Annotated in this window: 27 protein-coding genes; 7 read left to right on the top strand and 20 right to left on the bottom strand. The window is 70.7% G+C overall.

Annotated features, from left to right (window positions below; genetic code table 11):
- Window positions 1-26: 26 nt before the first annotated feature.
- From LRG10_RS04340 to LRG10_RS04330, 3 genes are all read right to left on the bottom strand, one after another.
- Window positions 27-299 (bottom strand): bacterioferritin-associated ferredoxin, encoded by a 273-nt coding sequence (locus tag LRG10_RS04340; protein ID WP_201169420.1) that lies wholly within the window; start codon window positions 297-299, stop codon window positions 27-29.
- Window positions 300-369: 70 nt separating this feature from the next.
- Window positions 370-2,637, bottom strand: a complete 2,268-nt coding sequence (gene ptsP / locus LRG10_RS04335; protein ID WP_201169423.1) for a phosphoenolpyruvate--protein phosphotransferase — start codon at window positions 2,635-2,637, stop codon at window positions 370-372.
- Window positions 2,638-2,648: 11 nt separating this feature from the next.
- Window positions 2,649-3,194, bottom strand: a complete 546-nt coding sequence (locus LRG10_RS04330) for an RNA pyrophosphohydrolase (protein ID WP_201169426.1) — start codon at window positions 3,192-3,194, stop codon at window positions 2,649-2,651.
- Between the two features lie 132 nt (window positions 3,195-3,326).
- Between LRG10_RS04330 and LRG10_RS04325 the strand changes: the two genes are divergently transcribed.
- From LRG10_RS04325 to LRG10_RS04315, 3 genes are read left to right on the top strand one after another with little or no spacing between them, the layout of a single operon-like run.
- Window positions 3,327-4,010, top strand: a complete 684-nt coding sequence (locus LRG10_RS04325; RefSeq protein ID WP_201169429.1) for an HAD family hydrolase — start codon at window positions 3,327-3,329, stop codon at window positions 4,008-4,010.
- Window positions 3,995-4,366 (top strand): CidA/LrgA family protein, encoded by a 372-nt coding sequence (locus LRG10_RS04320; RefSeq protein ID WP_201169431.1) that lies wholly within the window; start codon window positions 3,995-3,997, stop codon window positions 4,364-4,366. The genes LRG10_RS04325 and LRG10_RS04320 overlap by 16 nt, the downstream gene beginning before the upstream one ends.
- On the top strand, window positions 4,359-5,090 hold the full coding sequence (locus LRG10_RS04315; protein WP_201169434.1) for an LrgB family protein: 732 nt from the start codon (window positions 4,359-4,361) through the stop codon (window positions 5,088-5,090). The genes LRG10_RS04320 and LRG10_RS04315 overlap by 8 nt, the downstream gene beginning before the upstream one ends.
- Here the strand turns inward: LRG10_RS04315 and lnt are convergent.
- The 14 genes from lnt to glyA all read right to left on the bottom strand — a co-directional run bounded on the left by lnt (window position 5,076) and on the right by glyA (window position 17,636).
- Window positions 5,076-6,617, bottom strand: coding sequence for an apolipoprotein N-acyltransferase (gene lnt / locus LRG10_RS04310; protein ID WP_238634783.1), 1,542 nt, complete (start codon window positions 6,615-6,617; stop codon window positions 5,076-5,078). The genes LRG10_RS04315 and lnt overlap by 15 nt on opposite strands.
- Window positions 6,604-7,479 (bottom strand): HlyC/CorC family transporter, encoded by an 876-nt coding sequence (locus LRG10_RS04305; protein WP_201241484.1) that lies wholly within the window; start codon window positions 7,477-7,479, stop codon window positions 6,604-6,606. Before LRG10_RS04305 ends, lnt begins: the two co-directional genes overlap by 14 nt.
- An 8-nt stretch (window positions 7,480-7,487) precedes the next feature.
- Window positions 7,488-7,952, bottom strand: coding sequence for an rRNA maturation RNase YbeY (ybeY, locus tag LRG10_RS04300; RefSeq protein WP_201169450.1), 465 nt, complete (start codon window positions 7,950-7,952; stop codon window positions 7,488-7,490).
- Complete coding sequence (locus tag LRG10_RS04295) at window positions 7,949-9,022, bottom strand: PhoH family protein (RefSeq protein ID WP_201169452.1); 1,074 nt, start codon at window positions 9,020-9,022, stop codon at window positions 7,949-7,951. Before LRG10_RS04295 ends, ybeY begins: the two co-directional genes overlap by 4 nt.
- Before the next feature lie 4 nt (window positions 9,023-9,026).
- Entirely contained in the window at window positions 9,027-10,397 is a 1,371-nt protein-coding gene (miaB, locus tag LRG10_RS04290; protein WP_201169825.1) for a tRNA (N6-isopentenyl adenosine(37)-C2)-methylthiotransferase MiaB, read from the bottom strand.
- Between the two features lie 94 nt (window positions 10,398-10,491).
- Window positions 10,492-10,992, bottom strand: a complete 501-nt coding sequence (locus tag LRG10_RS04285) for a phosphatidylglycerophosphatase A (protein WP_201169454.1) — start codon at window positions 10,990-10,992, stop codon at window positions 10,492-10,494.
- Complete coding sequence (gene thiL, locus LRG10_RS04280; RefSeq protein ID WP_338018462.1) at window positions 10,989-11,963, bottom strand: thiamine-phosphate kinase; 975 nt, start codon at window positions 11,961-11,963, stop codon at window positions 10,989-10,991. Before thiL ends, LRG10_RS04285 begins: the two co-directional genes overlap by 4 nt.
- On the bottom strand, window positions 11,960-12,427 hold the full coding sequence (gene nusB / locus LRG10_RS04275; protein WP_201169456.1) for a transcription antitermination factor NusB: 468 nt from the start codon (window positions 12,425-12,427) through the stop codon (window positions 11,960-11,962). Before nusB ends, thiL begins: the two co-directional genes overlap by 4 nt.
- A complete protein-coding gene (gene ribE, locus LRG10_RS04270) occupies window positions 12,427-12,897 on the bottom strand; it encodes a 6,7-dimethyl-8-ribityllumazine synthase (RefSeq protein WP_011813696.1) in 471 nt (156 codons plus the stop codon). Before ribE ends, nusB begins: the two co-directional genes overlap by 1 nt.
- 96 nt (window positions 12,898-12,993) lie before the next feature.
- The gene (ribBA, locus tag LRG10_RS04265) at window positions 12,994-14,115 is read right to left on the bottom strand and encodes a bifunctional 3,4-dihydroxy-2-butanone-4-phosphate synthase/GTP cyclohydrolase II (protein ID WP_238634782.1); all 1,122 of its coding nucleotides are present in this window, start codon (window positions 14,113-14,115) and stop codon (window positions 12,994-12,996) included.
- Window positions 14,116-14,119: 4 nt separating this feature from the next.
- Entirely contained in the window at window positions 14,120-14,788 is a 669-nt protein-coding gene (locus LRG10_RS04260; protein WP_238634044.1) for a riboflavin synthase, read from the bottom strand.
- Between the two features lie 4 nt (window positions 14,789-14,792).
- Window positions 14,793-15,908 carry a bifunctional diaminohydroxyphosphoribosylaminopyrimidine deaminase/5-amino-6-(5-phosphoribosylamino)uracil reductase RibD gene (gene ribD / locus LRG10_RS04255; RefSeq protein ID WP_238634781.1) on the bottom strand — a complete coding sequence of 372 codons (1,116 nt, stop codon included), beginning with the start codon at window positions 15,906-15,908 and terminating at the stop codon, window positions 14,793-14,795.
- Window positions 15,895-16,362 carry a transcriptional regulator NrdR gene (gene nrdR, locus LRG10_RS04250; RefSeq protein WP_201169462.1) on the bottom strand — a complete coding sequence of 156 codons (468 nt, stop codon included), beginning with the start codon at window positions 16,360-16,362 and terminating at the stop codon, window positions 15,895-15,897. Before nrdR ends, ribD begins: the two co-directional genes overlap by 14 nt.
- Before the next feature lie 23 nt (window positions 16,363-16,385).
- Entirely contained in the window at window positions 16,386-17,636 is a 1,251-nt protein-coding gene (gene glyA / locus LRG10_RS04245; protein WP_201169464.1) for a serine hydroxymethyltransferase, read from the bottom strand.
- Window positions 17,637-18,182: 546 nt separating this feature from the next.
- Between glyA and LRG10_RS04240 the strand changes: the two genes are divergently transcribed.
- The 4 genes from LRG10_RS04240 to LRG10_RS04225 are packed head-to-tail and all read left to right on the top strand — an operon-like array spanning window position 18,183 to window position 20,690.
- Window positions 18,183-18,860 (top strand): hemolysin III family protein, encoded by a 678-nt coding sequence (locus LRG10_RS04240; protein WP_201169466.1) that lies wholly within the window; start codon window positions 18,183-18,185, stop codon window positions 18,858-18,860.
- 31 nt (window positions 18,861-18,891) lie between these two features.
- The gene (locus tag LRG10_RS04235; RefSeq protein ID WP_201169467.1) at window positions 18,892-19,956 is read left to right on the top strand and encodes a calcium/sodium antiporter; all 1,065 of its coding nucleotides are present in this window, start codon (window positions 18,892-18,894) and stop codon (window positions 19,954-19,956) included.
- 33 nt (window positions 19,957-19,989) lie between these two features.
- Entirely contained in the window at window positions 19,990-20,535 is a 546-nt protein-coding gene (gloA, locus tag LRG10_RS04230; protein WP_238633366.1) for a lactoylglutathione lyase, read from the top strand.
- Window positions 20,536-20,537: 2 nt separating this feature from the next.
- Entirely contained in the window at window positions 20,538-20,690 is a 153-nt protein-coding gene (locus tag LRG10_RS04225) for a hypothetical protein (protein ID WP_201169471.1), read from the top strand.
- 3 nt (window positions 20,691-20,693) lie between these two features.
- Here the strand turns inward: LRG10_RS04225 and LRG10_RS04220 are convergent, their stop codons facing one another.
- The 3 genes from LRG10_RS04220 to djlA all read right to left on the bottom strand — a co-directional run bounded on the left by LRG10_RS04220 (window position 20,694) and on the right by djlA (window position 23,533).
- On the bottom strand, window positions 20,694-22,109 hold the full coding sequence (locus tag LRG10_RS04220; RefSeq protein WP_238634780.1) for a M20/M25/M40 family metallo-hydrolase: 1,416 nt from the start codon (window positions 22,107-22,109) through the stop codon (window positions 20,694-20,696).
- Window positions 22,102-22,647, bottom strand: a complete 546-nt coding sequence (locus LRG10_RS04215; protein WP_201169475.1) for a macro domain-containing protein — start codon at window positions 22,645-22,647, stop codon at window positions 22,102-22,104. The genes LRG10_RS04220 and LRG10_RS04215 overlap by 8 nt, the downstream gene beginning before the upstream one ends.
- 79 nt (window positions 22,648-22,726) lie before the next feature.
- The gene (gene djlA, locus LRG10_RS04210) at window positions 22,727-23,533 is read right to left on the bottom strand and encodes a co-chaperone DjlA (RefSeq protein ID WP_201169478.1); all 807 of its coding nucleotides are present in this window, start codon (window positions 23,531-23,533) and stop codon (window positions 22,727-22,729) included.
- Window positions 23,534-23,638 lie beyond the last annotated feature (105 nt).

Below are 23,638 nucleotides of genomic sequence, written 5' to 3'. Positions count from 1 at the left end.
CCTGAATGTAACCGTGGTTGATTCTATCAAGGCCCGGGCGCAGCGTCTGTCGATCCGGCGGCCGCCCGGGGGGCAGGCGGCTCCACTGTCACCGGTTCCGGCCCGGTCGAACCGGCAGCACGCCGCTCCAGCGGGCAGTCGGCGCACTCGCCGAGCAGCTGCCGCGCCTCGGGGCCGCATTTGCCGCAGCAACCGGCCACCCCCAGCCGTGTGCGCAGCTCGCGCATGGAGGCGCACCCGCAGGCCACTGCCTCGCGGATCTGCCGCTCGGTTACGGCGTTGCAGATACAGACGTACATGGCAGGCCCCCGATCACTCCGACAAGGGACCATCACACCTTGAACGCGAGTGATTGTCAATTGCGAGGATTTACTTGCCCGCGCGCATCAGTCCGCCGAGTTCGTATTCCTCCAGCGTGCGGCGCAGCATACGCCGGACCTCCTCGGGGGAGTCCATCTCGACGGCGCGGTTGGCCAGCTCGGCAGCGCGGGCGACCGGCACCCGGCGCACCACCCACTTGATGCGCAGCAGGCTCGAGACGCTCATCGACAGCCCCTCGATGCCGAAGCCGACCAGCAGGATCGCCCCCGCCGGATCGCCGGCCATGCCGCCGCAGACGGTCAGGCGCTTGCCGTGACGCCGCGCCGCCTGTGCCACATGGCGCACGGCCCCGAGCACGGCCGGATGGAGCTCGTCGTAGAGCCCGGCAACCCGACTGTTGTTGCGGTCCACCGCCAGCAGATACTGGGTCAGGTCATTGGAGCCGAGGGAGAGGAAGTCGGCCTGATCGCAGTAGCGATCGATCTGGTAGATGGTGGCCGGCACCTCGATCATCACGCCCAGCGGAGGGATGCGCGCCTGGATGCCCTCCTCGGCCAGCTCCTGGCGGGCACGCAGCAGCAGCCGGCGCACATCGGCGATCTCCTCGAGCCGGCTGACCATCGGCAGCAGGATCTGCAGGTTCCCCAGCCCCACGTCAGCGCGCAGCATGGCGCGCAGCTGCGTAAGGAAGATCTCCGGGTGGTCCAGGGTCAGGCGGATGCCGCGCCAGCCCAGGAAGGGGTTCTCTTCCTCGATCGGGAAGTAGGCCAGCGACTTGTCGCCGCCGACGTCCAGCGTGCGCAGGGTTACCGGCTGCGGCGCGAACTGCTCCAACACCCGGCGGTAGAGATCGGCCTGCTCCTCCTCGCCGGGAAAGCGATCGCGGATCAGGAACGGGAACTCGGTGCGGTGCAGTCCAATGCCGTCACAGCCGGCGGCCAGCGACAGGTTGATGTCCGAGATCAGGCCCGTATTGGCGTAGAGGGCGATCGTGCGCCCGTCGGGGCTGGTGGCCGGCTCGTCACGCACCGCCTCAAGCCCCTCGGTGAACTCCGCCTCGTCGCGGATCAGGCGCTGGTACTCATGCTCGACGGTCTCGGTCGGGTCGACGTAGAAGCGCCCGGCGTAGCCATCCACTACCACCGGCCGACCGTCCATCTGCCGGGTGCGCAGGTCGTCGACGCCCATCACCGCGGGGATGCCCAGCGCCCGGGCGAGGATGGCCACATGGGAGTTGCGCGAGCCGGTGGCCGAGACGACGCCGACGAGATGGTCGTGGGGGATCTCGGCGAGCTGCGAGGCGCTCACCTCGTGGCCCACCAGCACGGCCTGATCGGGCAGGGCCTCGACCCGGCCACCCTCGTCGCGCAGCCGCCCGAGGATCCGCCGGCCAAGATCGCGGATGTCGCTCGAGCGCTCGCGCAGGTAAGGGTCGTCCATGTTCTCGAAGACCTGCACGTGCTCACCGATGACCTGGCGCAGCGCCCCGGGCGCCCAGTTGCCGGCGCGGATGCGCTCGACGGTCTCGTTGACCAGGCTGTCGCCCTCGAGCATGCGCAGGTAGACGTCGAAGAGCATCTGCTCGTCAGCGGTGACCGAGGCGGAGATCTGCTGACCGAGCTGGCGAAGCTCCGCCGTGACCTCCGCCACCGCCTGCTCGAAGGCCGCCACCTCGGCTTCCGGGTCGGTGGCGACGCGGTCGGGGATGGCATTGAGATCCGACTGCGCGTAGGGCACCACCGCCGTACCGATGGCCACCCCGGGCGCCCCGGGCAGTCCGCGCAGCGCGCGGCTGTCCTCGGCCACCGGCTCGTCGCCAATACCGTGGATGCCGCCGCTGGCCCGAGCATGGGCGATGGCCCCCGCGAGCTGCGCGGCGAGGGTGACGAGGAAGGCGACCTCGCTCTCCTCGAAGCGGCGCTGCTCCGTCTGCTGGACGACGAGCACGCCGAGCACCGAACGGTAGTGGATGATGGGCACGCCGAGAAAAGAGGAGTAGCGCTCCTCGCCGGTCTCGGGGAAGTAACGAAAACGCGAGTGCGCCGGGGCGTTCTTGAGGTTGATCGGCTCCTCGCGCTCAGCGACCAGGCCGACCAGCCCCTCGGCGGAGGTCAGCCGCACACGGCCCACGGACTCGCTGTTGAGTCCGCGGGTGTCCATGAGCACGAAGTCGCCCTGGGCGGCATCGAGGAGGTAGACCGAGCAGACATCCACCGCCATGGCGTCGGCCACCCGCTCGACGATGATTCGCAGCCCCTGGCGCAGGTTGGGCGCTGCGTTCACTTCCCGGGAGACGCGGTGGAGGATTTCCAGCATGGGGCCCCGCCCTATCGCAATCGTCGCCGCGCCGCCGGCGGGATGGCTGCAGGGGTGCCACCCTCGGTACCGGTTCCGGCCCAGTCACCGGCCTGCAGGCAGCCGGAAAGTTCCTGCAGCGCCTGGCGGTAGACCTGGCGCTTGAAGAAGATGACCTCGTCGACCGGATACCAGTAGTCGACCCAACGCCAGCGGTCAAACTCGGGACGCGGCACCCGGTCGACGCGCACCCGCTGCTCGTCGGCGAGCAGGCGCAGCAGGAACCAGATCTGTTTCTGCCCGATACACCGGCTGCCACGGCGCCGGATCATGCGGCGGGGCAGGCGGTAACGGAGCCAGCGGCGCGTCGCACCGAGCACGGCCACGTCCGAAGGCGTCAGGCCGATCTCCTCGCGCAGTTCGCGGTAGAGCGCCTCCAGCGGAGTCTCGTTGGCCTCGACCCCGCCCTGCGGGAACTGCCAGGCGTCTTCTCCGGCCCGCCGAGCCCATAGCACCTGGCCGTCGTCGTTGGCGACGATGATGCCGACATTGGGCCGAAAGCCGTCAGAATCGACCACCCGGAGACGCCTCCCTACGCGGAAATTGCCGATGTTATTCTTTCACAGGGGGTGCAACCCGGGCAACGTTGCCGCAGGGCCGGGCCCGCCTGATCCCCGCTCCCCACCCACCCGATAACCGGAGGAGGTGCAGTGTCCGTCGCCCTGTTCGACCTGGATAACACTTTGATCGCCGGTGACAGCGACAGCCTGTGGGGCGAGTACCTGGTAGCCCGCGGAGCCGTGGACAGCGAGGCCTTCGCCGAGACCCACCGGCGCTTCCACCAGGACTATATCGAGGGGCGACTGGATATCGACGCCTTCCTCGCCTTCGCCCTCAGCCCCCTGGCCGAGCACCCGGAGGAGCAACTGAACGCCTGGCGTGCCGACTTCGTCCGCGAGTGGATCGAGCCGCTGGTGCTGCCCGCCGCCGAGGCCTTGCTCGACGAGCACCGCCGCGCCGGGCACCGCCTGGCCATCGTCACCGCCACCAACCGCTTCGTCACCGCGCCCATCGCCGAGCGTCTGGGGGTTCCCACACTGCTGGCCACCGAGCCGGAGCGCCGCGACGGCCGCTACACCGGCCGCCACACCGGCACCCCGACCTTCCGCGAGGGCAAAATCCGGGTGGTCGACGCATGGCTGCGCGAGCGCGGGCTGGAGCGGGCCGAGAAGTGGTTCTACAGCGATTCGCTCAACGACCTCCCGCTGCTGCGTCATGTCGAGCACCCGGTGGCCGTGGATCCGGACGAGACCCTACGCAGCGAGGCCCGGCGCAACGGCTGGCCCGTGCTGACCCTGCGCCAGACGGAGACGCCCGAGTGCTGCTCGGCCTGACCCTGCTGCTCGGGTTCCAGCTGCTCGGCGAGGTCATCGCCCGGCTCTTCGGCTTGCCGCTGCCCGGCCCGGTGATCGGCCTGGCCCTGCTGTTCGCCACGCTAATCGCCGTGGGCCGCGTCCCCACGGGGCTGCGCACCGCTGCCGAGGGGCTGCTGCGCTACCTGGCGCTGCTGCTCATCCCAGCGGGGGTGGGCATCCTCCTGCACCTGCCGCGGCTGCAGACGGACGCCGTGGCCATTACCGCGGCGCTGGTGGTCAGCACCGGGGTGGCGCTGGCCGTGACCGCGGCGCTGTTCCAGTGGCGCTGGCTGCGCCGCGGGCGCGCTGGTCGGGCGGAGGACGACGGTGACTGAGGATTTCCAGGACATCTGGGCCTTCCTGGCCGAGAGCCCGCTGCTGGGGCTCACGGTCACCTTGGTGGCGTTCCTGATCGGGCAGGCGCTCTGGCGACGGCTGGGCAACGCCCCGCTGGCCCACCCGGTACTGATCGCCACCGCCCTGCTCATCCCCTTCCTGCTGCTCACCGGCACCGACTACGACACCTATTTCGAAGGGGCTCAGTTCATCCACTTCCTGCTCGGCCCGGCCACCGTGGCCCTAGCCGTGCCGCTGTTCGATCAGCTGCCGCGCATCCGGGAACTGCTGCTGCCGATCACCGTCTCGGTGGTGGCCGGCAGCCTGGCCGCGGCGCTGTCGGCGGTGTGGGTGGGGGCGGCACTGGGCGCCTCGCGGGAGACCCTGCTGTCGCTGGCGCCCAAGTCGGTCACCTCGCCAATCGCCATGGGCATTGCCGAGCGGCTGGGCGGGCTGCCGTCACTGACCGCCGGTCTGGTGCTGATCACCGGCGCGCTGGGCTGTCTGATGGCACCACTGATCTTCCGCCTGCTGCGCATCCACGATGAGGCGGCACGCGGCCTGGCGCTGGGCCTGTCCGCCCACGGCTTCGGCACGGTGCAGGCGTTCAGCAGCAGCGCCGCGGCCGGGGCCTTCGCCGGCTTGGGCCTGGGGCTGGCCGGACTGGTGACCGCCTTCCTGCTGCCGGTGGCCCTGCCTTGGTTGGCGTCAGTCGGCGGCTGAGGCCCGCCGGCGCCGGGCGTACCAGCGCAGCCCACCGGGCAGCACCAGCGCGGCGGCGAGCAGCCCGAGCAGCGGTCCATCGCCGATGCGGGCGTAGGGGGTGACGCCGCTGCGCCGCTCCACCTCGGTAACCAGGGTGGCCACCTCGAACTGCGCCCGTCGCTCCACCACCCCACCGTCGGGACCGATCACCGCGGTGATCCCGGTGTTGGTGGCGCGCAGCATCCAGCGCCCGGCCTCGGCCGCGCGCATGCGCGCCTTCTGCAGGTGCTGATGGGGCGCCAACGAATCGCCAAACCAAGCGTCGTTGCTGACGTTCACCAGCAGATCCACCGCGCCCGCCGTGCGCCGCACGGCGACGGGGTAGGCCACCTCATAGCAGACCGTGGCGCCCAGGCGCAGGCGATCATCGACGGCCAGCGGCTCCGGGCGCGGCCCGGGGCTGTAGTCGGCCATCGGGGCGCCGAGGAAGTCGAGGCTGCGACCAAAGAGATCGCGGAACGGGACATACTCGCCGTAGGGGACCAAGTGGCGCTTGTGGTAGACATCGCGCTGCTCGCCGAGGACCACCACGCTGTTGTGCAACTGCCCGCCGTCCGGAGCCCACTCCCGGTAGGGGATGCCGAGCACCAGCGTCCCCCCGGCCTCGCGGACCCGCTCGGCGACCTGCTCCAGGTACGGCTGTACCGTATCGAAGCGACGCGGTATGGCGGTCTCCGGCCAGACCACCAGGTCCGCCCCGGCGTGCTCGGCGGTCAGCTCAGCGTAGCGGCTCTGGATGCGCTCGAGCTGCACCGGATCCCACTTGATGTCCTGACTGAAGTTGCCCTGGATCAACGCCGCGCGCACCGGCTCGCCTTGGGCCTCGGTCCACGGCCGGTCCGCTGCCAACCCGGCGGCGACCGCCGCCACAGCCAGCGCCGCCACGCTCGCCCCGCGCCGCCACCCGGGGGCCGTCACCAGCCACGCCGCGGCGCCGGCGAGCAACACCAGCAGGGCGCTCAGCCCGAGCACACCGATCACCGGCGCCAGCCCGGCCAGCGGCGTGTCCAGGGCGGCGTAGCCGACGAACAGCCACGGGAACCCGGTGAACAGCCAGGTACGCAGCCACTCCACCGCCACCCACGCCGCCGGCAGGGTGACCAGCAGGCGCAGCCCGGGGCCGCGCCCCAAACCGCGCCCCAAACCGCGCCCGAGGGCCACCGCCAGCATGGGGAACAGCGCCATAAAGGCGACGAACACCACGGTGACCAGCCCCGAGAGCGCCGGACCGGCACCGCCGTAGTCATTGATGCTGACGAACACCCAGGAGACACCGACGCCGAACTGCCCCAGACCGAAGGCGTAGCCGGCCTGCAGGGCACGCCGACGCGGTGCCAGCGCGGCCACGGCAAAGAGCACCGCCGGGGCGAGCACCGCCAGCAGCGCCCAGTCCAGCGGCGCGAAGGCCAGCGGCAGCCCGGCTCCGGCCAGGCCAGCGGCGAACACCCCGGCGCGCCCGGCAGCGAGACGCTCAGCCGTCGTCATCGCCCTCGCTCCCCACGGGCATGACCCGCAGCAGGTGGATGCGGCGCTGATCGGCGCGCAGGACGCGGAACTCGAAACCGGCGAAGACGATGCGCTCGCCGCGGCACGGCACGTGTCCGAAGCGCTGCGCCACCAGGCCGCCGACGGTGTCGAGGTCGTCCTCCTTGAGTCCGGCGGAGAGGGCCTCGTTGAACGCCTCGATGGGCGTGACCGCCTTGACGATCCAGCTGCCGTCGTCACGGGCCAGGATGGGGGCATCCTCATCGAAGTCGTGCTCGTCGTCGATCTCGCCGACAATCTGCTCGATCACGTCCTCGATGGTGACGATCCCGGCCAGACCGCCATACTCGTCGACCACCACGGACATGTGGTTGCGGCTCTCGCGGAACTGCTTGAGCAGCGCATCGAGCCGCTTGCTCTCGGGGATGAACAGCACCGGGCGCAGGACCTCGCGCAGCCGGAAGCCGTTGTGCCCCTCCTCGTGGAAGAGGCGCAGCAGGTCCTTGGCCAGGAGGATCCCGATGACGTCGTCCTTGCTCTCGCCGGTGACCGGGAAACGCGAGTAGCCGGTGCGCACGATGGTCGGCAGCAGGTCGCGCGGCTCGGTATCCCGGGCCACAGTGGTGACCTGGGAGCGGGGGATCATGATATCGCGGGCCTGGAGCTCGGAAACATGGAGCACGCCCTCGATCATGGACAGGGCGTCGGCGTCGAGCAGACCGAGCGACTGGCTGCGGCGCAGGTGCTCGACCAGCTCGTCCCGCGAGCGAGGTTCGGGCTGGGTCACCAGCCGGCGCAGGCGATCGCGCCACGAGACGCTCTCGCCAGCGCCGCTGCTACTGTTCGCTTCTCCGTCGGGCATGACCTCTTTCAACGCTCTAGATAGGGGTCCGGCACCCCAAGCGCGGCGAGGAGGCGCCGCTCCTCGGCCTCCATCCGCTCGGCCTGCGCCGGCTCCTCGTGATCGTAGCCCAGCAGATGCAGGGCCCCGTGGACCACCATGTGCGCCCAGTGGTCCGCCTCCGGTTTGCCCTGTTCGCGGGCCTCTTGGGCCACCACCGGGGCGCAGAGGACCAGATCGCCGAGGATCTCTGCCGCTTCGGGAGGCAGGCCCGGCGGTAGCTCGCAGGGGAAGGAAAGCACGTTGGTGGGCTTGTCGCGCCCGCGATACGCGTGGTTGAGCGCCCGGGACTCGTCCTCGTCGACGATGCGCACGGTGAGTTCGCCGCCGCGACCATGCGCATCGAGCACCGGCGCAAGCCAGCGCTGCACCTGCGCGGTGTCCGGCGCCGGCGTCCCGGCGACGTGCTGGAAGGCCAGCTCGAACTCGCTCACTTGCGTCCCTTGCCCGTACCCTGACCGCCGATCTGGCGACTCCGCGAATCGTACGCCTCGACGATGCGCTGCACCAGCGGGTGGCGGACGACATCCGAGGCGGCGAAGAAGGTGAAGCTGACGCCATCCACCTCGTGGAGCACCTCGACCGCATCGCGCAGCCCGGAGGGCTTATCCGGCGGCAGGTCGATCTGGGTGACATCGCCGGTGACCACGGCTGTGGAGCCGAAGCCGATGCGCGTGAGGAACATCTTCATCTGCTCGACGGTGGCATTCTGCGCCTCGTCGAGGATCACGAAGGCGTGATTCAGGGTGCGCCCGCGCATGAACGCCAGGGGCGCGACCTCGATGACGTTGCGCTCGATCAGCCGGCTGACCCGTTCGAAGCCGAGCATCTCGAACAGGGCGTCGTAAAGCGGCCGCAGGTACGGATCGACCTTCTGCGCCATGTCACCGGGCAGGAAGCCGAGGCGCTCACCGGCCTCCACCGCCGGGCGCACCAGGACCACCCGGCGCACTTCCTCGGCCTCCAGGGCCTCGACGGCGCACGCCACCGCGAGGAAGGTCTTGCCGGTGCCGGCGGGACCGATGCCGAAGCTCAGGTCGTTGTCGCGGATGCGCTGCACGTAGGCCCGCTGCCCGGGGCCGCGACCGCGCACGACGGTCTTGCGGGTGCGGATCGCCGCCGCCTCTTCGTCGCGCTCGTCGCGCCGCCGCTGCGCCGGCGCGCTGGCTTCGCTATTGGCCTCCCCATCGGCCTCCTCGTCCGGCTGCCCGGCCTCTTCGTGGAGCTCCTGCAGCCGCGCCTGCTGCAGATAGAGGTGCACGTCCTCCGGCTCGAGGTGCTGCGCGGCAGCGGCCTCGTAGAGTTCCTCAAGCACCTGCCGGGTGACGCGCACCGCCGTGTCCTCGCCGATGACACGGAAGCGATGCCCCTGGTTCTGGATCTCGACCGCCAGGCGCCGTTCGAGCTGGCGGAGGTTCTCGTCGAACTGCCCGCACAGCCGTGCCAGTCGTTCGTTGTCGGCCGGGGTCAGCTCGAGGTCGATAGCTTGCGGCCGGTCGCTCACGCCGTCACCCGCCTGCGCCGACTGCTGCGTGCATGGCTTGTTCCTCCACAGAGACGACGCGCCCCCGCAGTGAGTGGGTGCGCGCGTCGGTGATCTCAACTTCGGCAAAGCGGCCGATCCACGACGGATCACCCGGGAAGTTCACCACCCGGTTGCCCGAGGTGCGGCCACAGAGCTCGCTCGGGTCACGCCGGGACGGACCGTCGATCAGCACCGACTGCTTGGTGCCGAGCAGTGCACGGGCGGCGGCACTCTGCTGGTCGTGCAGGCGAGCCTGCAGGCGCTGCAGCCAGGCGCGCTTGTCGGCCTCGGGGACCCCGTCGTGGAGCTCCGCAGCCGGCGTCCCCGGCCGCGGGCTGTAGACAAAGCTAAAAGCGCCGCCGTCGAAACCGACGCGATCGACCAGGGCCAGGGTCTCTTCGAACTCGGCCTCGGTCTCACCGGGGAAGCCGACGATCAGGTCGGTGGCGAGCACCAGCCCGGGACGGACGGCGCGGATCTCCTCGATCAGTGCCTCGTAGGCGGCAGCATCGTGGCCGCGCTTCATGAGCTTGAGGATGAGGTCTGAGCCGCTCTGCACCGGCAGGTGGAGAAAATCGGCCAGCTCGGGTACCTCGCGGTAGGCGTCGATGAGCCCGCTATGGAACTCCGCCGGGTGCGAGGTGGTGAACCGGATGCGGTCGATTCCCGGGATCCGCGCCACCGCCTCGATGAGCAGGCCCAGATCGGCCGGCTCGCCGTCGTCGAGGGCGCCGGCGTAGGCGTTGACGTTCTGCCCGAGCAGGTTGACCTCGCGCACCCCCTGCCCGGCGAGGCTGCGCACCTCGGCGAGGACGTCGGCCACCGGCCGACTGATCTCGTCGCCCCGGGTGTAAGGCACCACACAGAAGGAGCAATACTTGCTGCACCCCTCCATCACCGAGACATACGCGGTAGGCCCCTCGGCCCGCGGCTGCGGCAGGTGGTCGAACTTCTCGATCTCGGGGAAGTCCGTGTCGACCTGTGCGCCCCCGCCGGCGCGCCGGCGCGCCAGCATCTGCGGCAGCCGGTGCAGGGTCTGCGGCCCGAAGACCAGGTCGACGAAGGGTGCGCGGCGCAGGATCTCGGCCCCCTCCTGGCTGGCCACACAGCCGCCGACGCCGATCAGCACCGAGGGGTTTTCCTGCTTGTAGCGCCGCCAGCGGCCGAGCTGCGAGAAGACTTTCTCTTGAGCCTTCTCGCGCACCGAGCAGGTATTGAGCAGCAGCAGGTCGGCCTCTTCGGGGCGCTCGACCCGGTGGGCGCCGGCCTGGCTGACCAGCACGTCGACCAGACGCTCGGCGTCGTAGTCGTTCATCTGGCAGCCCTGAGTCTCTACATAGACGCGCTCGCTCACCGTCTGCGCCACCTCGCGGTTTGCTCTCGCTTCACGGAATTCGTTTCCCGACATTCTAGCTTTGGCCATGCGGCACGCCCAACGACCCCGACGGTCATCCGGCAAGTGGCGCGAACAGCGCCACGCTGGCGTACCACAGGGCCGCCGCGGCGGCGCCGGCGGCGACGTCGTCGGCCATGATCCCCAGCCCGCCGTGCAGGCGCCGGTCGAGCCAGCGGATGGGGCCGGGTTTGAGGGCGTCGAAGAGTCGGAAGAGCACGAACAGCAGCGCGGCGTCCACCCACACGGAGAACACCCCGAAGCCGGTGACCAGCGGCAATGCGGCCACCAGGTAGCCCCCCACCTCGTCCCAGACAATGGCCGGGTGGTCGTGGACCCCGGCCTCCTCGGCCGCCCGGCCGCAGATCCAGACGCCGACGACGATCACCGCCAGGGTGACCAGCAGATAGAGGCTCAGCGGTGCGACATAGAGCAGCGCGAACAGCGGCAGCGCCGCCAGCGTGCCGAACGTCCCTGGCGCCCGCGGTGCCAAGCCAAGTCCGCCGGCGGTAGCGAGCCAGTGCAGGGGTCTACGCAGCCGGAACGGTGTGTTCAAGAGCCCTCCGCGAAGTGGTCGTAGCCGCCGGGATCCAGGGCGCAGACCACCCCGCCGGCGTCCACGCCGCGCAGCCCGGGCGTCTCCTCGACCGTGCCGATGCGCGTCACCGGGGTGGCGGCATGCTCGCGCAGGCAAGCCATCTCATCCTCGCGCTCCACCGGCAAGGTGAAGCAGAGCTCGTAGTCATCGCCGCCGTGGAGCAGGTGGCGCAGATCCCCGCGCTCGTCGATGAAGGCCTGGGAGCGGGGCAGCGCCTCCAGCTCCAGAGTGCCCCCAACACCGCTCTCGTCGAGCACCCGCGACAGGTCGGCGGCCAGCCCGTCGGAGACGTCGATGGCCGCACTCGCCCGGCCGAGCAGGGCCGTCCCGGCCGCCACCCGCGGCTCGGGCCGGAACAACCGCCCAGCCAGGTAGGCGGGGTCGCCGGCCAGGGGCGTCGCCTCCTCGCGCTCGAGCCACAGCTCCAGGCCGAGGGCCGCATCCCCCAGGGTGCCGGTGACCCAGATGCCGTCACCGGGCCGGGCACCGCCGCGACGCAGGCCGTGCTCGCCGGCGACCGAGCCGAGGGCGGTGACCGACACCGACAGCGGTCCGTGGGTGGTGTCACCCCCGACCAGGGCCACCCCGTGACGGTCGGCCAGCGCCTTGAAGCCAGCGCTGAAACGCTCTAGCCACTGCGGATCCTTCTCGGGCAGGGTCAGGGAGAGCAGGGCCCAGGCCGGCCGGGCACCGACGGCGGCCAGATCGCTGAGATTGACCGCCAGCACCCGGTGGCCCAACGCCTCCGGCGGGATGTCCCCGGGAAAGTGAATGTCCTCGACCAGGGTGTCGCAGCAGGCGGCCAGCAGGCCGGTGTCGGTGTGCAGCAGGGCCGCGTCGTCGCCGACCCCGAGCGCGACCCCGTCACGCTGCGCGGTCAGGTCGTGGAAATAGCGCTGGATGAGCGCTGCCTCGCCTCCGCCGATCACTGCCGATTCCCTCGCCCGGGTTTGCGCTCGCCCCGCTCGGCGGCGCGCAGCCCCACGGTGGCGCCGAAGCGGTCGAGCACGCCGTTGATGTAACGGTGCGACTGGTCGGCGCCGAAGCGGCGCGCCAGCTCCACCGATTCGTCGATGACCACGCGGTAGGGCACCTCCAGGCGCTCGGATAGCTCGTAGGCGCCGAGGCGCAGGATCGAGCGCTCCACCGGGTCGAGCTGCGCCAGGGGCCGGTCGAGCAGCGCCGAAAGCTGCTCGTCGAGCTCCGCAGCACGGTCCGTGATGGCGTAGATCAGTTCGCGGAAGTAGGCCACGTCGATGTCACCGAGGCCGGCGGCGAGGAACTGCCGCTCGATGTCCTCGGCCGACGCGCCGGTGACCGCGTACTGGTAGAGCGCCTGGACGAGCTTGGAACGCGCCCGGGAGCGGCGCTTGCCTTCGCCTGAAGCCGCCATTACGCCTCGAGCTGCCGCATCAGATCGACCATCTCCAGGGCCGAGAGCGCCGCCTCGGCGCCCTTGTTGCCGGCCTTGGTCCCGGCGCGCTCAATGGCCTGCTCGACGGTCTCGACGGTGAGAACCCCGTAGGAGACCGGCACGCCGGAGCCCATCATGGCCTGGGCAACGCCCTTGGTGCACTCGGCGGCCACGTACTGGTGGTGGTCGGTGCCGCCGCGAATGACGGCGCCGAGGGCAATCACCGCATCAGCGCGACCGGCGTCGGCCACGCGCTGGACCGCCAGCGGCAGCTCGAAGGAACCGGGCACGCGGATCAGCTCCAGATGCTCCTCCGGGACGCCGTGGCGCCGCAGGGTGTCGGCGGCGCCGTCGATCAGCCGATCGACGATGAGATCGTTGAAGCGCGCCGCCACGAGGGCGAACCGCGCGTCCTGCAGCGCGACGAGTTGTCCTTCGGTTACTTGCATGCCTGGTTTCCTGAAGAAAGTTTCGGTAGGACCGGCGCTTGCGCGGGTTCCGGCGCTAAACTACAAGCCCGGCGGGCGCCCCGCAAGCGCCGGCGGTCAGCCCTCGGGGGTGACGTACTCCACCACCTCCATGCCGAAGCCGGAGAGCGCGTGCATGCGACGCGGGGCGCTGAGCACGCGCATGCGGCGCACCCCGAGATCGGTGAGGATCTGCGCGCCGATGCCGTAGGTGCGCAGATCCAGTGGCACGCCGCCGCTCTCCTCGCTGCAGCCGCCGCCCTGGTAGCAGCGCATGTGCTCAAGGATGTCGTCGTTGGCGTCGGCATTGCGCAGCACCACCACCACGCCCGACTCGGCTTCGGCCACCTGGCGCAACGCCGAACGCAGCGGCCAGCCGCAGCGCGGCCCGGTGGCACCGAGCAGGTCGGCCAGCGGGTTCTCCAGGTGCACGCGCACCAACGCCGGGGTCTCCTCATCCACCTGCCCGGCGACCAGGGCGAAGTGGAGCGCGCCGCTGACATTGTCCTGGTAGGTGTGCATGCGGAAGGTGCCGTACTCGGTGGGCAGCTCGCAGGCGCCGACGTGCTCTACCGAGCGCTCGTTGCGCACCCGGTAGGCGATGAGATCGGCCACGGTGCCGATCTTCAGCCCATGGGTCCGGGCGAACGCCATGAGGTCGTCGCGCCGCGCCATGGTGCCGTCCTCGTTGAGGATCTCGACGATCACCGCCGCTGGGGCAAAACCGGCGAGTCGGGCCAGGTCGCAGCCGGCCTCGGTATGCCCGGCGCGGGTGAGCACGCCGCCGGGCTGGGCCATCAGCGGGAAGATGTGCCCGGGCTGGACCAGGTCCTCGGGGCGCGCACCCGGCGCCACCGCCGCCTGCACGGTTCGCGCCCGGTCGGCGGCCGAGATGCCGGTGGTCACACCCTCCGCCGCCTCGATGGAGACGGTAAAATTGGTGGTGTTCTTCTCATCGTTGTTATGGACCATCAGCGGCAGACGCAGCTGCTCGCAGCGCTCGCGGGTCAAAGTCAGGCAGATCAGGCCCCGGCCGTAGCGGGCCATGAAGTTGATGTCCTCGGGCCGGATGAGGCTCGCCGGCATCACCAGGTCGCCTTCGTTCTCCCGGTCCTCGTCGTCGAGGATGACCGCCATGCGCCCCTGGCGCAGGTCCTCGATGATCTCCTCGATACTGTTGAACTGCACCGTCTCGCTCATGCCCTCATCCATTCCCGAATCCGGCCTGTCGTAGCTGCTCAAGGGTCAGCCCACCGCCGCTGCCATCTCCTGTCCCGTCGCTTCCGGCGCTGAGCAGCCGCTCGACGTACCGCGCCACCAGGTCCACCTCGATGTTGACCGGATCGCCGGCGCGGCGTTCCCCCAGGTTGGTGGCGGCCAGGGTGTGCGGGATCAGGTTGACCTCGAAATCCCGCCCGGCAACGGTGTTGATGGTCAAGCTGACACCGGCCACGGCGATGGAGCCCTTGACGGCCACGTAGCGGGCGAGCCCCTCCGGGACCCGGAAGCGCCAGCGCTCGGAGCCACCGGCCGGCGCCCGCTCGACGACCTCGCCGACCCCGTCGACGTGCCCGGTGACCAGGTGGCCGCCCAGCGGCGTGGTGGGGGTGACCGCGCGCTCCAGATTCACCCGCGCACCGCTGCGCAGCCCGCCAAGGGTGGTGCAGCGCAGGGTCTCATCGGAGACGTCGGCACGGAACTGCCCATCCTCGATGCCAGTGGCGGTCAGGCAGACGCCGTCGACGGCGATGCTGTCGCCAACCCGACACTCGGCCAGCCCCAGGTCAGGGGCGTCGATGCGCAGGATCCGCCCGTCGCCGCTTTGCTCGATGGCGGCCACGCGGCCGCACGTCTCCACGATCCCGGTGAACATCCCGTTAATCCAACCTCGCGGTGATGCGGATTTCCTCCCCCACCCGGCGCACATCGCTGAACGCCAGCGGGCGGCGCTGGGCCATGGCGTCGATGCCGGGCAAAACCAGCAACGGCCGGGCCGCGTCGCCCATCAGGTGGGGGGCGGTGTAGACGATCAGCTCGTCGACCAGACCCGCCTGCACCCAGGCTCCGGCCAGGGTCGGCCCGGCCTCCACCCAGACCTCGTTGATCTCGCGATCGGCCAGGGCGTCGAGCACCGCACCCAGGTGGAGCCCTCCCTCCTGCAGAGGGATGGGCAGCAGCTCAGCCCCACAGCCGCGCAGCGCCCGCGCCCGGGCCTCGTTGACGTACTCGGCATGACCGACGAGCACCGGCCCCGGCGCCCGGAACAGCGCTGCCTGCGGCGGCGTGGTCAGGCGCGGGTCGAGGACCACGCGCAGCGGCTGTCGCTCGGCCGGAACCGCCGGTTCGACGTCGCGGGCATCCAGACGGGGGTCGTCCGCCCGCACGGTCCCCACCCCGGTGAGGACCGCCGCGGCCTGCGCCCGGCCCCGGTGGACATCGCGGCGCGCCGCCGCTGAGGTGATCCAGCGGCTCTCGCCGGAGGCCATGGCTGTGCGCCCATCCAAACTCGCCGCCAGCTTGACGCGTACCCACGGGCGCCCACCGGCGATCCGGCGCAGAAACCCACGGTTGAGCGCCTCGGCATCGGTGGCCAGCACGCCCTCGGTGACCGCTACTCCGGCGGCCTCGAGCTGCGCGATGCCGCCGCCGGCGACCCGGGGATTGGGGTCGCGGTGGCCAACCACCACCCGGGCCACACCGGCTTCGATCAGGGCGCGGGCACACGGAGGCGTGCGCCCGTAGTGGGCGCAGGGCTCCAGGGTGACATAGGCGGTGGTGCCGGCAGCCTCGCCGCCGGCCGCCTGCAGGGCCGCCGCCTCGGCGTGCGGCCCACCGGCCTGCTCATGGGCGGCCTCGGCCACCACCGCCCCGTCACGCACCAGCACGCAACCGACCCGCGGATTGGGGTGCGGCGGCGGGAACACTGCGGCCGCTCGCCGGACGGCGCGGGCCATCCAGCGGGCATCGTCCCGGTGGCTCTCAGTCGTCGTCACGCCGGTGCTGCTCCAGGCCTTCGATGACCTCGCGGAAGGCGCCGACATCCTCGAAACGGCGGTAGACCGAGGCGAAGCGGACATAGGCGACCACGTCGAGCTCGCGCAGCTCTTCCATCACGTACTCGCCAATGGTGCTGGCCCCCACCTCGCGGTCTCCGGCACCGGAGACCCGCTTGCAGACGCGGCGCACCGCCGCCTCGACGGCCTCAGTGGCCACCGGGCGCTTCTCCAGCGCCCGCCGGAAGCCAAGGCGCAGCTTGTCCTCGTCGAACGCCTCGCGCCGCCCGTCGGACTTCACCACCCGGGGGTAGACCAGTTCGGGGGCCTCGTGGGTGGTGAAGCGCTCGCCGCAGGACGGGCACTGGCGCCGCCGCCGCACCTGCTCCCCCTCACCGACCAGGCGGGAGTCGACCACGCGGGTGTCGGTGTTCTGGCAGTAGGGGCAGCGCATGGGCGGTCAGCCGTCGTCCGGCATCAGCCGTAGACCGGGAACTCGCGACAGATCTGCTGCACCTCGCCGCGCACGCGCTCGACCACCGACTCGTCGCCCATGTTGTCGAGGACGTCGCAGATCCAGTCGGCCAGGCGCGTGGCCTCGGCCTCCTTGAAGCCGCGGGTGGTGATCGCCGGCGTGCCGATGCGCAGGCCGCTGGTGACGAACGGCGACTGCGGGTCGTTGGGGACGGTGTTCTTGTTCACCGTGATGTTGGCCCGTCCCAGCGCGGCGTCCGCATCCTTGCCGGTGAGGTTCTTGGGGGTCAGATCCATCAGGAAGAGGTGGTTGTCGGTGCCGCCGGAGACGACGTTGTAGCCGCGCTCGATGACGCGCTGGGCCATGGCGCGGGCGTTGGCCACCACCTGCTCCTGGTACTGCTTAAACTCGGGCTCGAGGGCCTCCTTGAAGGCCACGGCCTTGCCGGCGATGGCGTGCATCAGCGGGCCGCCCTGAGTCCCCGGGAAGACCAGCGACTGGAACTTCTTCTCGAGATCCGGGTTGGAGCGGGCGAGGATGATGCCGCCGCGGGGACCGCGCAGGGTCTTGTGGGTGGTGGAGGTGACCGCGTCGGCATAGGGGATCGGGCTGGGGTAGACCCCGGCAGCGACCAGGCCGGCGATGTGCGCCATATCCACGACCAGGTAGGCGCCCACGGAGTCGGCAATCTCGCGCATGCGCGCCCAATCGACCACCTGGGAGTAGGCGGAGAAGCCACCGATGACCATCTTCGGCTGGTGCTCGGTAGCCAGGCGCTGGATCTCGTCGTAGTCGATCTGGCCGTCGTCGTTGATGCCGTACTGGACGGCATTGAACAGCTTGCCCGAGAAGTTGACCTTGGCACCGTGGGTCAGGTGGCCGCCGTGATCGAGGCTCATGCCCAGGATGGTGTCGCCGGGCTTGAGCAGGGCATGGAAGACAGCAGCATTGGCCTGGGAGCCCGAGTGGGGCTGGACGTTGGCGTAGTCGGCGCCGAAGAGCTGCTTGGCACGGTCGATGGCGAGCTGCTCGGCTACGTCGACGTGTTCACAGCCGCCGTAGTAGCGCTTGCCGGGGTAGCCTTCGGCATACTTGTTCGTCAGCACGCTGCCCTGCGCTTCCATCACGCGGGGACTGGCGTAGTTCTCGGAGGCGATCAGCTCGATGTGATCCTCTTGGCGCTGGCGCTCGTCCTCGATAGCGGCTGCCAGCTCCGGGTCGTAACCCGCGATGGTCATGTCTCGGGAGAACATATCGACTCCTTGCTCGGCTTGGGATCCGGCATTGCACAATCCGCCAGTATAACCGAAATTCCTCCCGGGTCCGAATCGCGCGCCGGTCGCCTTATGCATCAGGGCGATAGCGCCGCGGATGGAGGCTCGGCGGGGAACGCGCCCTTGGGCCCGGCCCCTCCAGCCACGCGCCCGCCGAAGCCCCGGTCGGCGGAGGCGCCCCCGGCTTGCCGGATCATTGCGGACGCGCCGAGCAGCGCAGCCCCGGCGGGGGATCAGCGCGAAGCTTTGCCGGTTCGCGCTGATCAGCGAGGTTCTGTCTGAGCGGCGCGCCAGCGCCGCGAGTTTAGCGAGCGGCCCCGCCGGGGTGAGCAACACAGGGAACCCCGCCGATAGGCGGGGCGCGTTCGCCGATCCGGCAAGCCGGGGGGCGCCTCCGCCGACCGGGGCTTCGGGCTGGGCATACCGGCCAGGTCGCGCGCGTTTCCCACCCCGCCTCCACGCGCCGTCCACTGTAGCGGATCGACCCTTGGAGCCCGCCGCAGCGATCTTCCTATACTGTGGGGTATGAGCCTCAGCGCCCGAACCTACAGCCGCGCCGAACAGGCCGCCGACCGAATCCTGCACTGGGTGGCCATCGCCGCCGCCCTGGCCGGAGCGGCCGTTCTGGTCACCCTGGCCATCCAGCGTGGCGACCCGACCCTGATCGGCAGCGTCACCCTCTACGGGCTGGCGCTGGTCGCCCTGTTTCTAGCCTCGGCGCTGTGCAACCACGACCTCACCGACCACCACTCGACGCGCGCCGAACGGCTGCGCCGCCTGGATCACGCGACGATCTTCTTTATGATCGCCGCGACCTACACCCCGTTCACCGTCAACGCCCTCGAGCCACCCCACGGCTGGGCGCTGCTGGCCTTCGTGTGGGCGGTCGCGCTGATCGGCATCGGCGCCAAGCTCCTGCTGCCCCGGCCGCCGGGCCGGGCGTTCTCGGTGGTCCTGTGCCTGACCCTAGGCTGGTCGGTGGTGGTCGTCCTCGATCCGCTGGTGGCGGCACTGTCCACGGCCGGGCTAATCCTGCTGGTACTCGGCGGCGTCCTGTACAGCGCCGGGGTACTGCTCTACCTCTGGCACCGCCTGCCCTACCACCACGTCGCCTGGCACGGGATGGTCCTCGCCGCCGCCAGCTGTCACTATGCAGCCGTTCTGGCGGGCGTAGTCCTGGCGCCGGAACCGACCCAGCTCTGATCCCTCCGGGGCACCTGCGTAACGGGCCGACATGACCGATCTACTGCTCTTCGCCGCCGGGCTGGCCGGCGTCATTGCCGGTGCCGAGCTGCTCGTCCGCGGCGCCAGCCAGTTGGCCCGGCGGCTGGGCCTCGCTCCGCTGGTCATCGGACTGACCGTGGTCGCCTTCGGCACCAGCGCCCCGGAACTGGCCATCACCCTGCGGGCCGCCTTCACCGACCACGCCGCCGATCTGGCACTGGGCAACGTCGTCGGCAGCAACATCGCCAACATCCTGCTGGTGCTCGGACTGGCGGCGCTGATCGCGCCGATCGTCGTCGCGCGGCGGCTGATCCGCATCCACGTGCCAGTGATGCTGGCCGCCTCGCTGCTCACCTTGCTCCTCGCCCGGGACGGGACGCTGGCCGGTTTGGACGGCGTGATCCTGCTCACCGGGTTGGCCGGCTATCTGGCCCTGACCCTGGCCCGGGACCGGGGCCAAATCGCGGCCGAGGCCGAACCGAGCGCTCCAGCACGCCTCCCCGGGGCCCTGCTGCGACTGGTGATAGGCATCCCGTTGCTGGCCGTGGGCGCCTTCCTGCTGGTGGACGCGGCGGCGGCGCTGGCCGCGGCACTGGGGATCAGCGATCTGGTCATCGGCCTGACCCTGGTGGCAGTGGGCACGTCACTGCCGGAGATCGCCACCACGGTCAGCGCCTACCGGCTCGGCGACCGCCAGATGGCGGTCGGCAACCTGGTCGGCAGCAATATCTTCAACCTCCTGGCCGTCCTCGGCCTGGCCGCTCTGGCCGCGCCTGGCGGGGTGACGGTGAACGCCGCCGCCCTCGCCTTCGACCTGCCGGTGATGCTCGCCGTCGCCTTCGCCTGCCTGCCCGTTTTCTTCACCGGGCACACCGTCGCCCGCTGGGAGGGGGCGCTGTTCCTTGGGTATTACGCCGCCTACTGCGCCTTCCTGTTCCTGGCCGCGGCGCAGCACCAGGCCCTGGGCCCCTTCAGCGCCGTGATGCTCGGTTTCGTGGTGCCCCTGACGCTGATCACGCTGGCCGTGGGCGTCACGCGGCAGCTGCGCGACTACCGCCGCGGGTTGTATAGTTGACGTGACACCCGAACCCTCTGGGAGTAGCCGACGATGAGCCGCCACTTCGACGCCGCCGCTGGCCTATGCGAGCAGCCAGAGCCGGAGACCGACGGTTTCAAGCTCAACCACACCATGCTGCGCATCAAGGATCCGCAGCGCTCCCTGGACTTCTACACCCGGGTACTGGGTATGCGCCTGGTGCGCCGCCTGGACTTCGAGGAGATGCGCTTTACGCTCTACTTCCTCGCCTTCCTGGACGACCGCCAGGCTGCCGAGGTCCCCAGCGAGGATGGTCCGCGCACCACCTGGAACTTCGGCCGCGAGGGGGTGCTGGAGCTGACCCACAACTGGGGCGACGAGAGCGACCCGGAGGTGGCCTTCCACGACGGCAACACCGAGCCCAAGGGCTTCGGCCATATCGCCATCACCGTCCCCGACGTCTACAGCGCCTGCGAGCGCTTCGAGGCGCTGCAGGTAGACTTCGTCAAGCGCCCTCAGGAGGGCCGGATGCAGGGCATCGCCTTCATTCGCGATCCGGACGGCTACTGGATCGAGGTGGTGCAGCCCGATCTGCTGGAACGCCAGGGGCTGGGCTGATCATGCCCGGCCTTTTGATGCTGCTCGGGATGGCGGTGCTGATCGTCGCCGGCATCGCCGTGCGCGAGCGCACCGAGGTGATCAGCAACACCGCGTTCATCCTCGCGGCGGTGCTGCTGATCCTGGCCATCCTCGCCTTTACGCGGACGATCTGAGCTTCAGCGCGGCCGACCGGCGAGGGCATGCAGCACCTCGCCCAGGCAGGCAGTCAGCCGGCGAGCCGCGTCGAGGTGCAGGAACTCGTCCGGGCCGTGGGCGTTGGAGCCGGGCCCGGCCACGCCGGTGACCAGGTACTGCGCCGCGGGGAAACGCCGCTCCAGCCAGTTGAGCAGCGGGATGGTCCCGCCCTCGCCCATGTGCACCGGTGCCGCTCCGAAGTGGCCCTGCGAGGCCTCCTCCAGGGCGCCGGAGAGCCATGGCTCAGGCTCCGGCGCGGCCCAGCCGGAAGCCACCGCATCGGGCTCGAAGCGCACCCGCGCCCGGGCTGGCGGATCCTCGCAGAACAGCGTCTCCAGCCCCTCGGCCACGGCCTCCGCATCGACGGTGGGGGGCAGGCGGAGCGCCAGCTTGGTGGCGGTGAACGGGCGCAGCACGTTGCCGGCGGCCTCCACCGGGGGCAGCCCCTCGGCACCGACCACCTCCAGCGCGGCGCGCCAGGTGCGATCGAGGATGCGCTCGGCGGGGTCTTCGGACTGCGCCTCGACCCCGCGCAGGAAGGGGTAGCGGTCGCGAGTCAGGTCGCCGAGCACGGCGCCGGCGTGCTCGGCCTGCTGCCGGCGCAGACCGGGGATGGTGACGCCGCAGAGCTGCGGCAGTACGCGGCCGGTCTCGGGATCCTCAAGGCGGCTGAGGAGCTGGCGCAGGATGCGGAAAGTCGACGGCACCACGCCGCCGGCGTCGCCGGAGTGCACCCCCTCACGGAGCACATCCACGCGCAGGGTACCGGTGATCATGCCGCGCAGCGAGGTGGTATTCCACAGTCGGTCGTAGGTCCCGCACCCGGCGTCGGGGCAGACGATGAGATCCGGCTGGCCGATGCGCGGTGCCAGGGCATCGAGGTAGGCCGGCAGGTCGAAACTGCCGCTCTCCTCGCACGCCTCGATGACCAGCACGCAGCGGGGATGGCGCAGCCCCGCCGCCTGCAACTCGGCGATGGCCACCACCGCCGAGAAGACGGCGTAGCCGTCGTCCACCGCACCGCGCCCGTAGAGCCGGCCCTCGCGCACCACCGGCTCCCAGGGACCGAGGCCATCAGACCAGCCCGTATTCTCCGGCTGTTTGTCCAGGTGACCGTAAAGCAACGCAGTGCCCGCCGAATCGTCGCTTCCGGGCAGATCGACGAACAGCAGCGGGGTCCGCCCCTCGAGCCGCTCGATGCCCACCTCTGCACCGGGCAGGTGGCGCTGACAGAAGGCCTCCGCCAGCTCCAGCGCCCGGTCCAAGTGGCCGTTGGCCGCCCACTCCGGGTCGAAGTGCGGCGATCGGGCCGGGATGCGCACGAACTGCTCCAGGGCCGGCAGGGCCTCCCGGTTCCAGGTATCGATCACCCGCTGCGTTTCCAGGACGTTAGCCACCTTGTTCCTCCGCCAGCTCTTGAATCACTTGGTCGTGGATGCTGCGCGCTGACTCGTCGGCGAGGACGAAGCAGGCGCGCCGTACGTGCCGGAGCTGCGCCGCCGTGCTGCGCAGGGTGCCCACGGCGACGCGGGCGGCGCGCTCCATGGGAAACCCGAAGGCACCAGTGGACAACGCCGGCATGGCCAGGCTGGTCAGCCAGTGCTCCTCGGCGCGGCGCAGCGCGTTGCGGTAGCAGGCGGCGAGCAGCTGCTCGCCGGGCTCGTCGACGCCGTAGACCGGCCCGAGGCAGTGGATGACGTGCCGGTTCGGCAGGGCGAAGCCGGAGGTGATCACCGCCTGCCCCGGCTGGATGGGCGCCAGCGGCCGGCACGCTTCGGCCAGCTCCGGGCCGGCGGCGCGATGCAACGCGCCGGCGACCCCGCCGCCGGGCATCAGCTGGGCATTGGCGGCATTGACCACGGCATCGCAATCATCCTGGGCGGCAATGTCCCCCACCCGCGTCTCTACAATGAGATCCGCGAATCGTGCCTGCATCCTCCCTCCTGACAACGGCGCCCGGCAACCGGCTGGCCACCGGGGCAACGTGACAAGGCCTCTTCCGGGAAGGTAGCAGTCAGGAGCCGCCGCGGGCCTCACGGATGGCCTCGTAGGCGGCCCGGATCTGGCGGGTCCGCTCGCCGGCGGCCTCCAGCTCCTCCTCCGAGACGCCCCGGGCAATCAGTCGGTCGGGGTGGCTCTGACTGATCGCGCGCCGGTAGGCCCTGCGCACCTCGTCACTACTCGCCCCGCGACTGAGCCCAAGCAGCCGGTAGGCGTGGTCCAGGGTCGGGCGCACGCCGCGGCGGACCGTGCCGCGGCGCAGCTCGGCCAGTCGGGCGTCGAGGTCGGCCCGGGACACCCCCACCTGGTGCCAGATGCGGCGCAGCAGTCTTTCCCGCGGCGCATCCAGGGCGCCATCAGCCAGCGCCACGCGCAGCTGGAACTCCAGAAAGCGGGCCAGCTCCTGGGGACGGTTGCGGCCAACCACCCGCAGCAGGCCAAGCACAGGACGCAGCGGGGCGTCGGGCGCCTTGCCGCGGTTGAAGATGGTGATCGCCCGCCGGCGGCCACGCTCGTCCAGCGGCAGCTCTCCCAGCACCCGGCGGGCGGCGGCGATCTCCTGCTCGCTGACGCGGCCGTCGCTCTTGGCCAGATGACCCATGGTCAGGGCCGTAGCGCCGAGGAAAAGACGCTGCGTGCGGCCCAGGCCGCAGCCGCTCCAGACCAGCCCCACGACCTGGGTCAGGCGCACCCACAGATCGATCAGGGCCCCCACGGCCAAGCCCGCCACCGCCCCGCTCCAGCCGGCGATGAGCCAGCCGCCGAGGGTGGCGAGGATCCGCCCCGACCAGCGGCGAACTATGCGGTACGGCTGCTGCATCCACCTCACCTTCCAGCGCGGGCCAAGGATACCCGAGCGGCTGCGTCGAGGGCAGCCCGCTTGCATCCCCGGCCGCGTTTTACAATGCTCGTCGATCGGGTGACC

Source organism: Halorhodospira sp. 9628 (genome assembly GCF_022228075.1).
Classification (GTDB): Bacteria; Pseudomonadota; Gammaproteobacteria; order Nitrococcales; family Halorhodospiraceae; genus Halorhodospira; species Halorhodospira halophila_A.
This window is presented reverse-complemented; position numbering and strand designations above follow the sequence as displayed.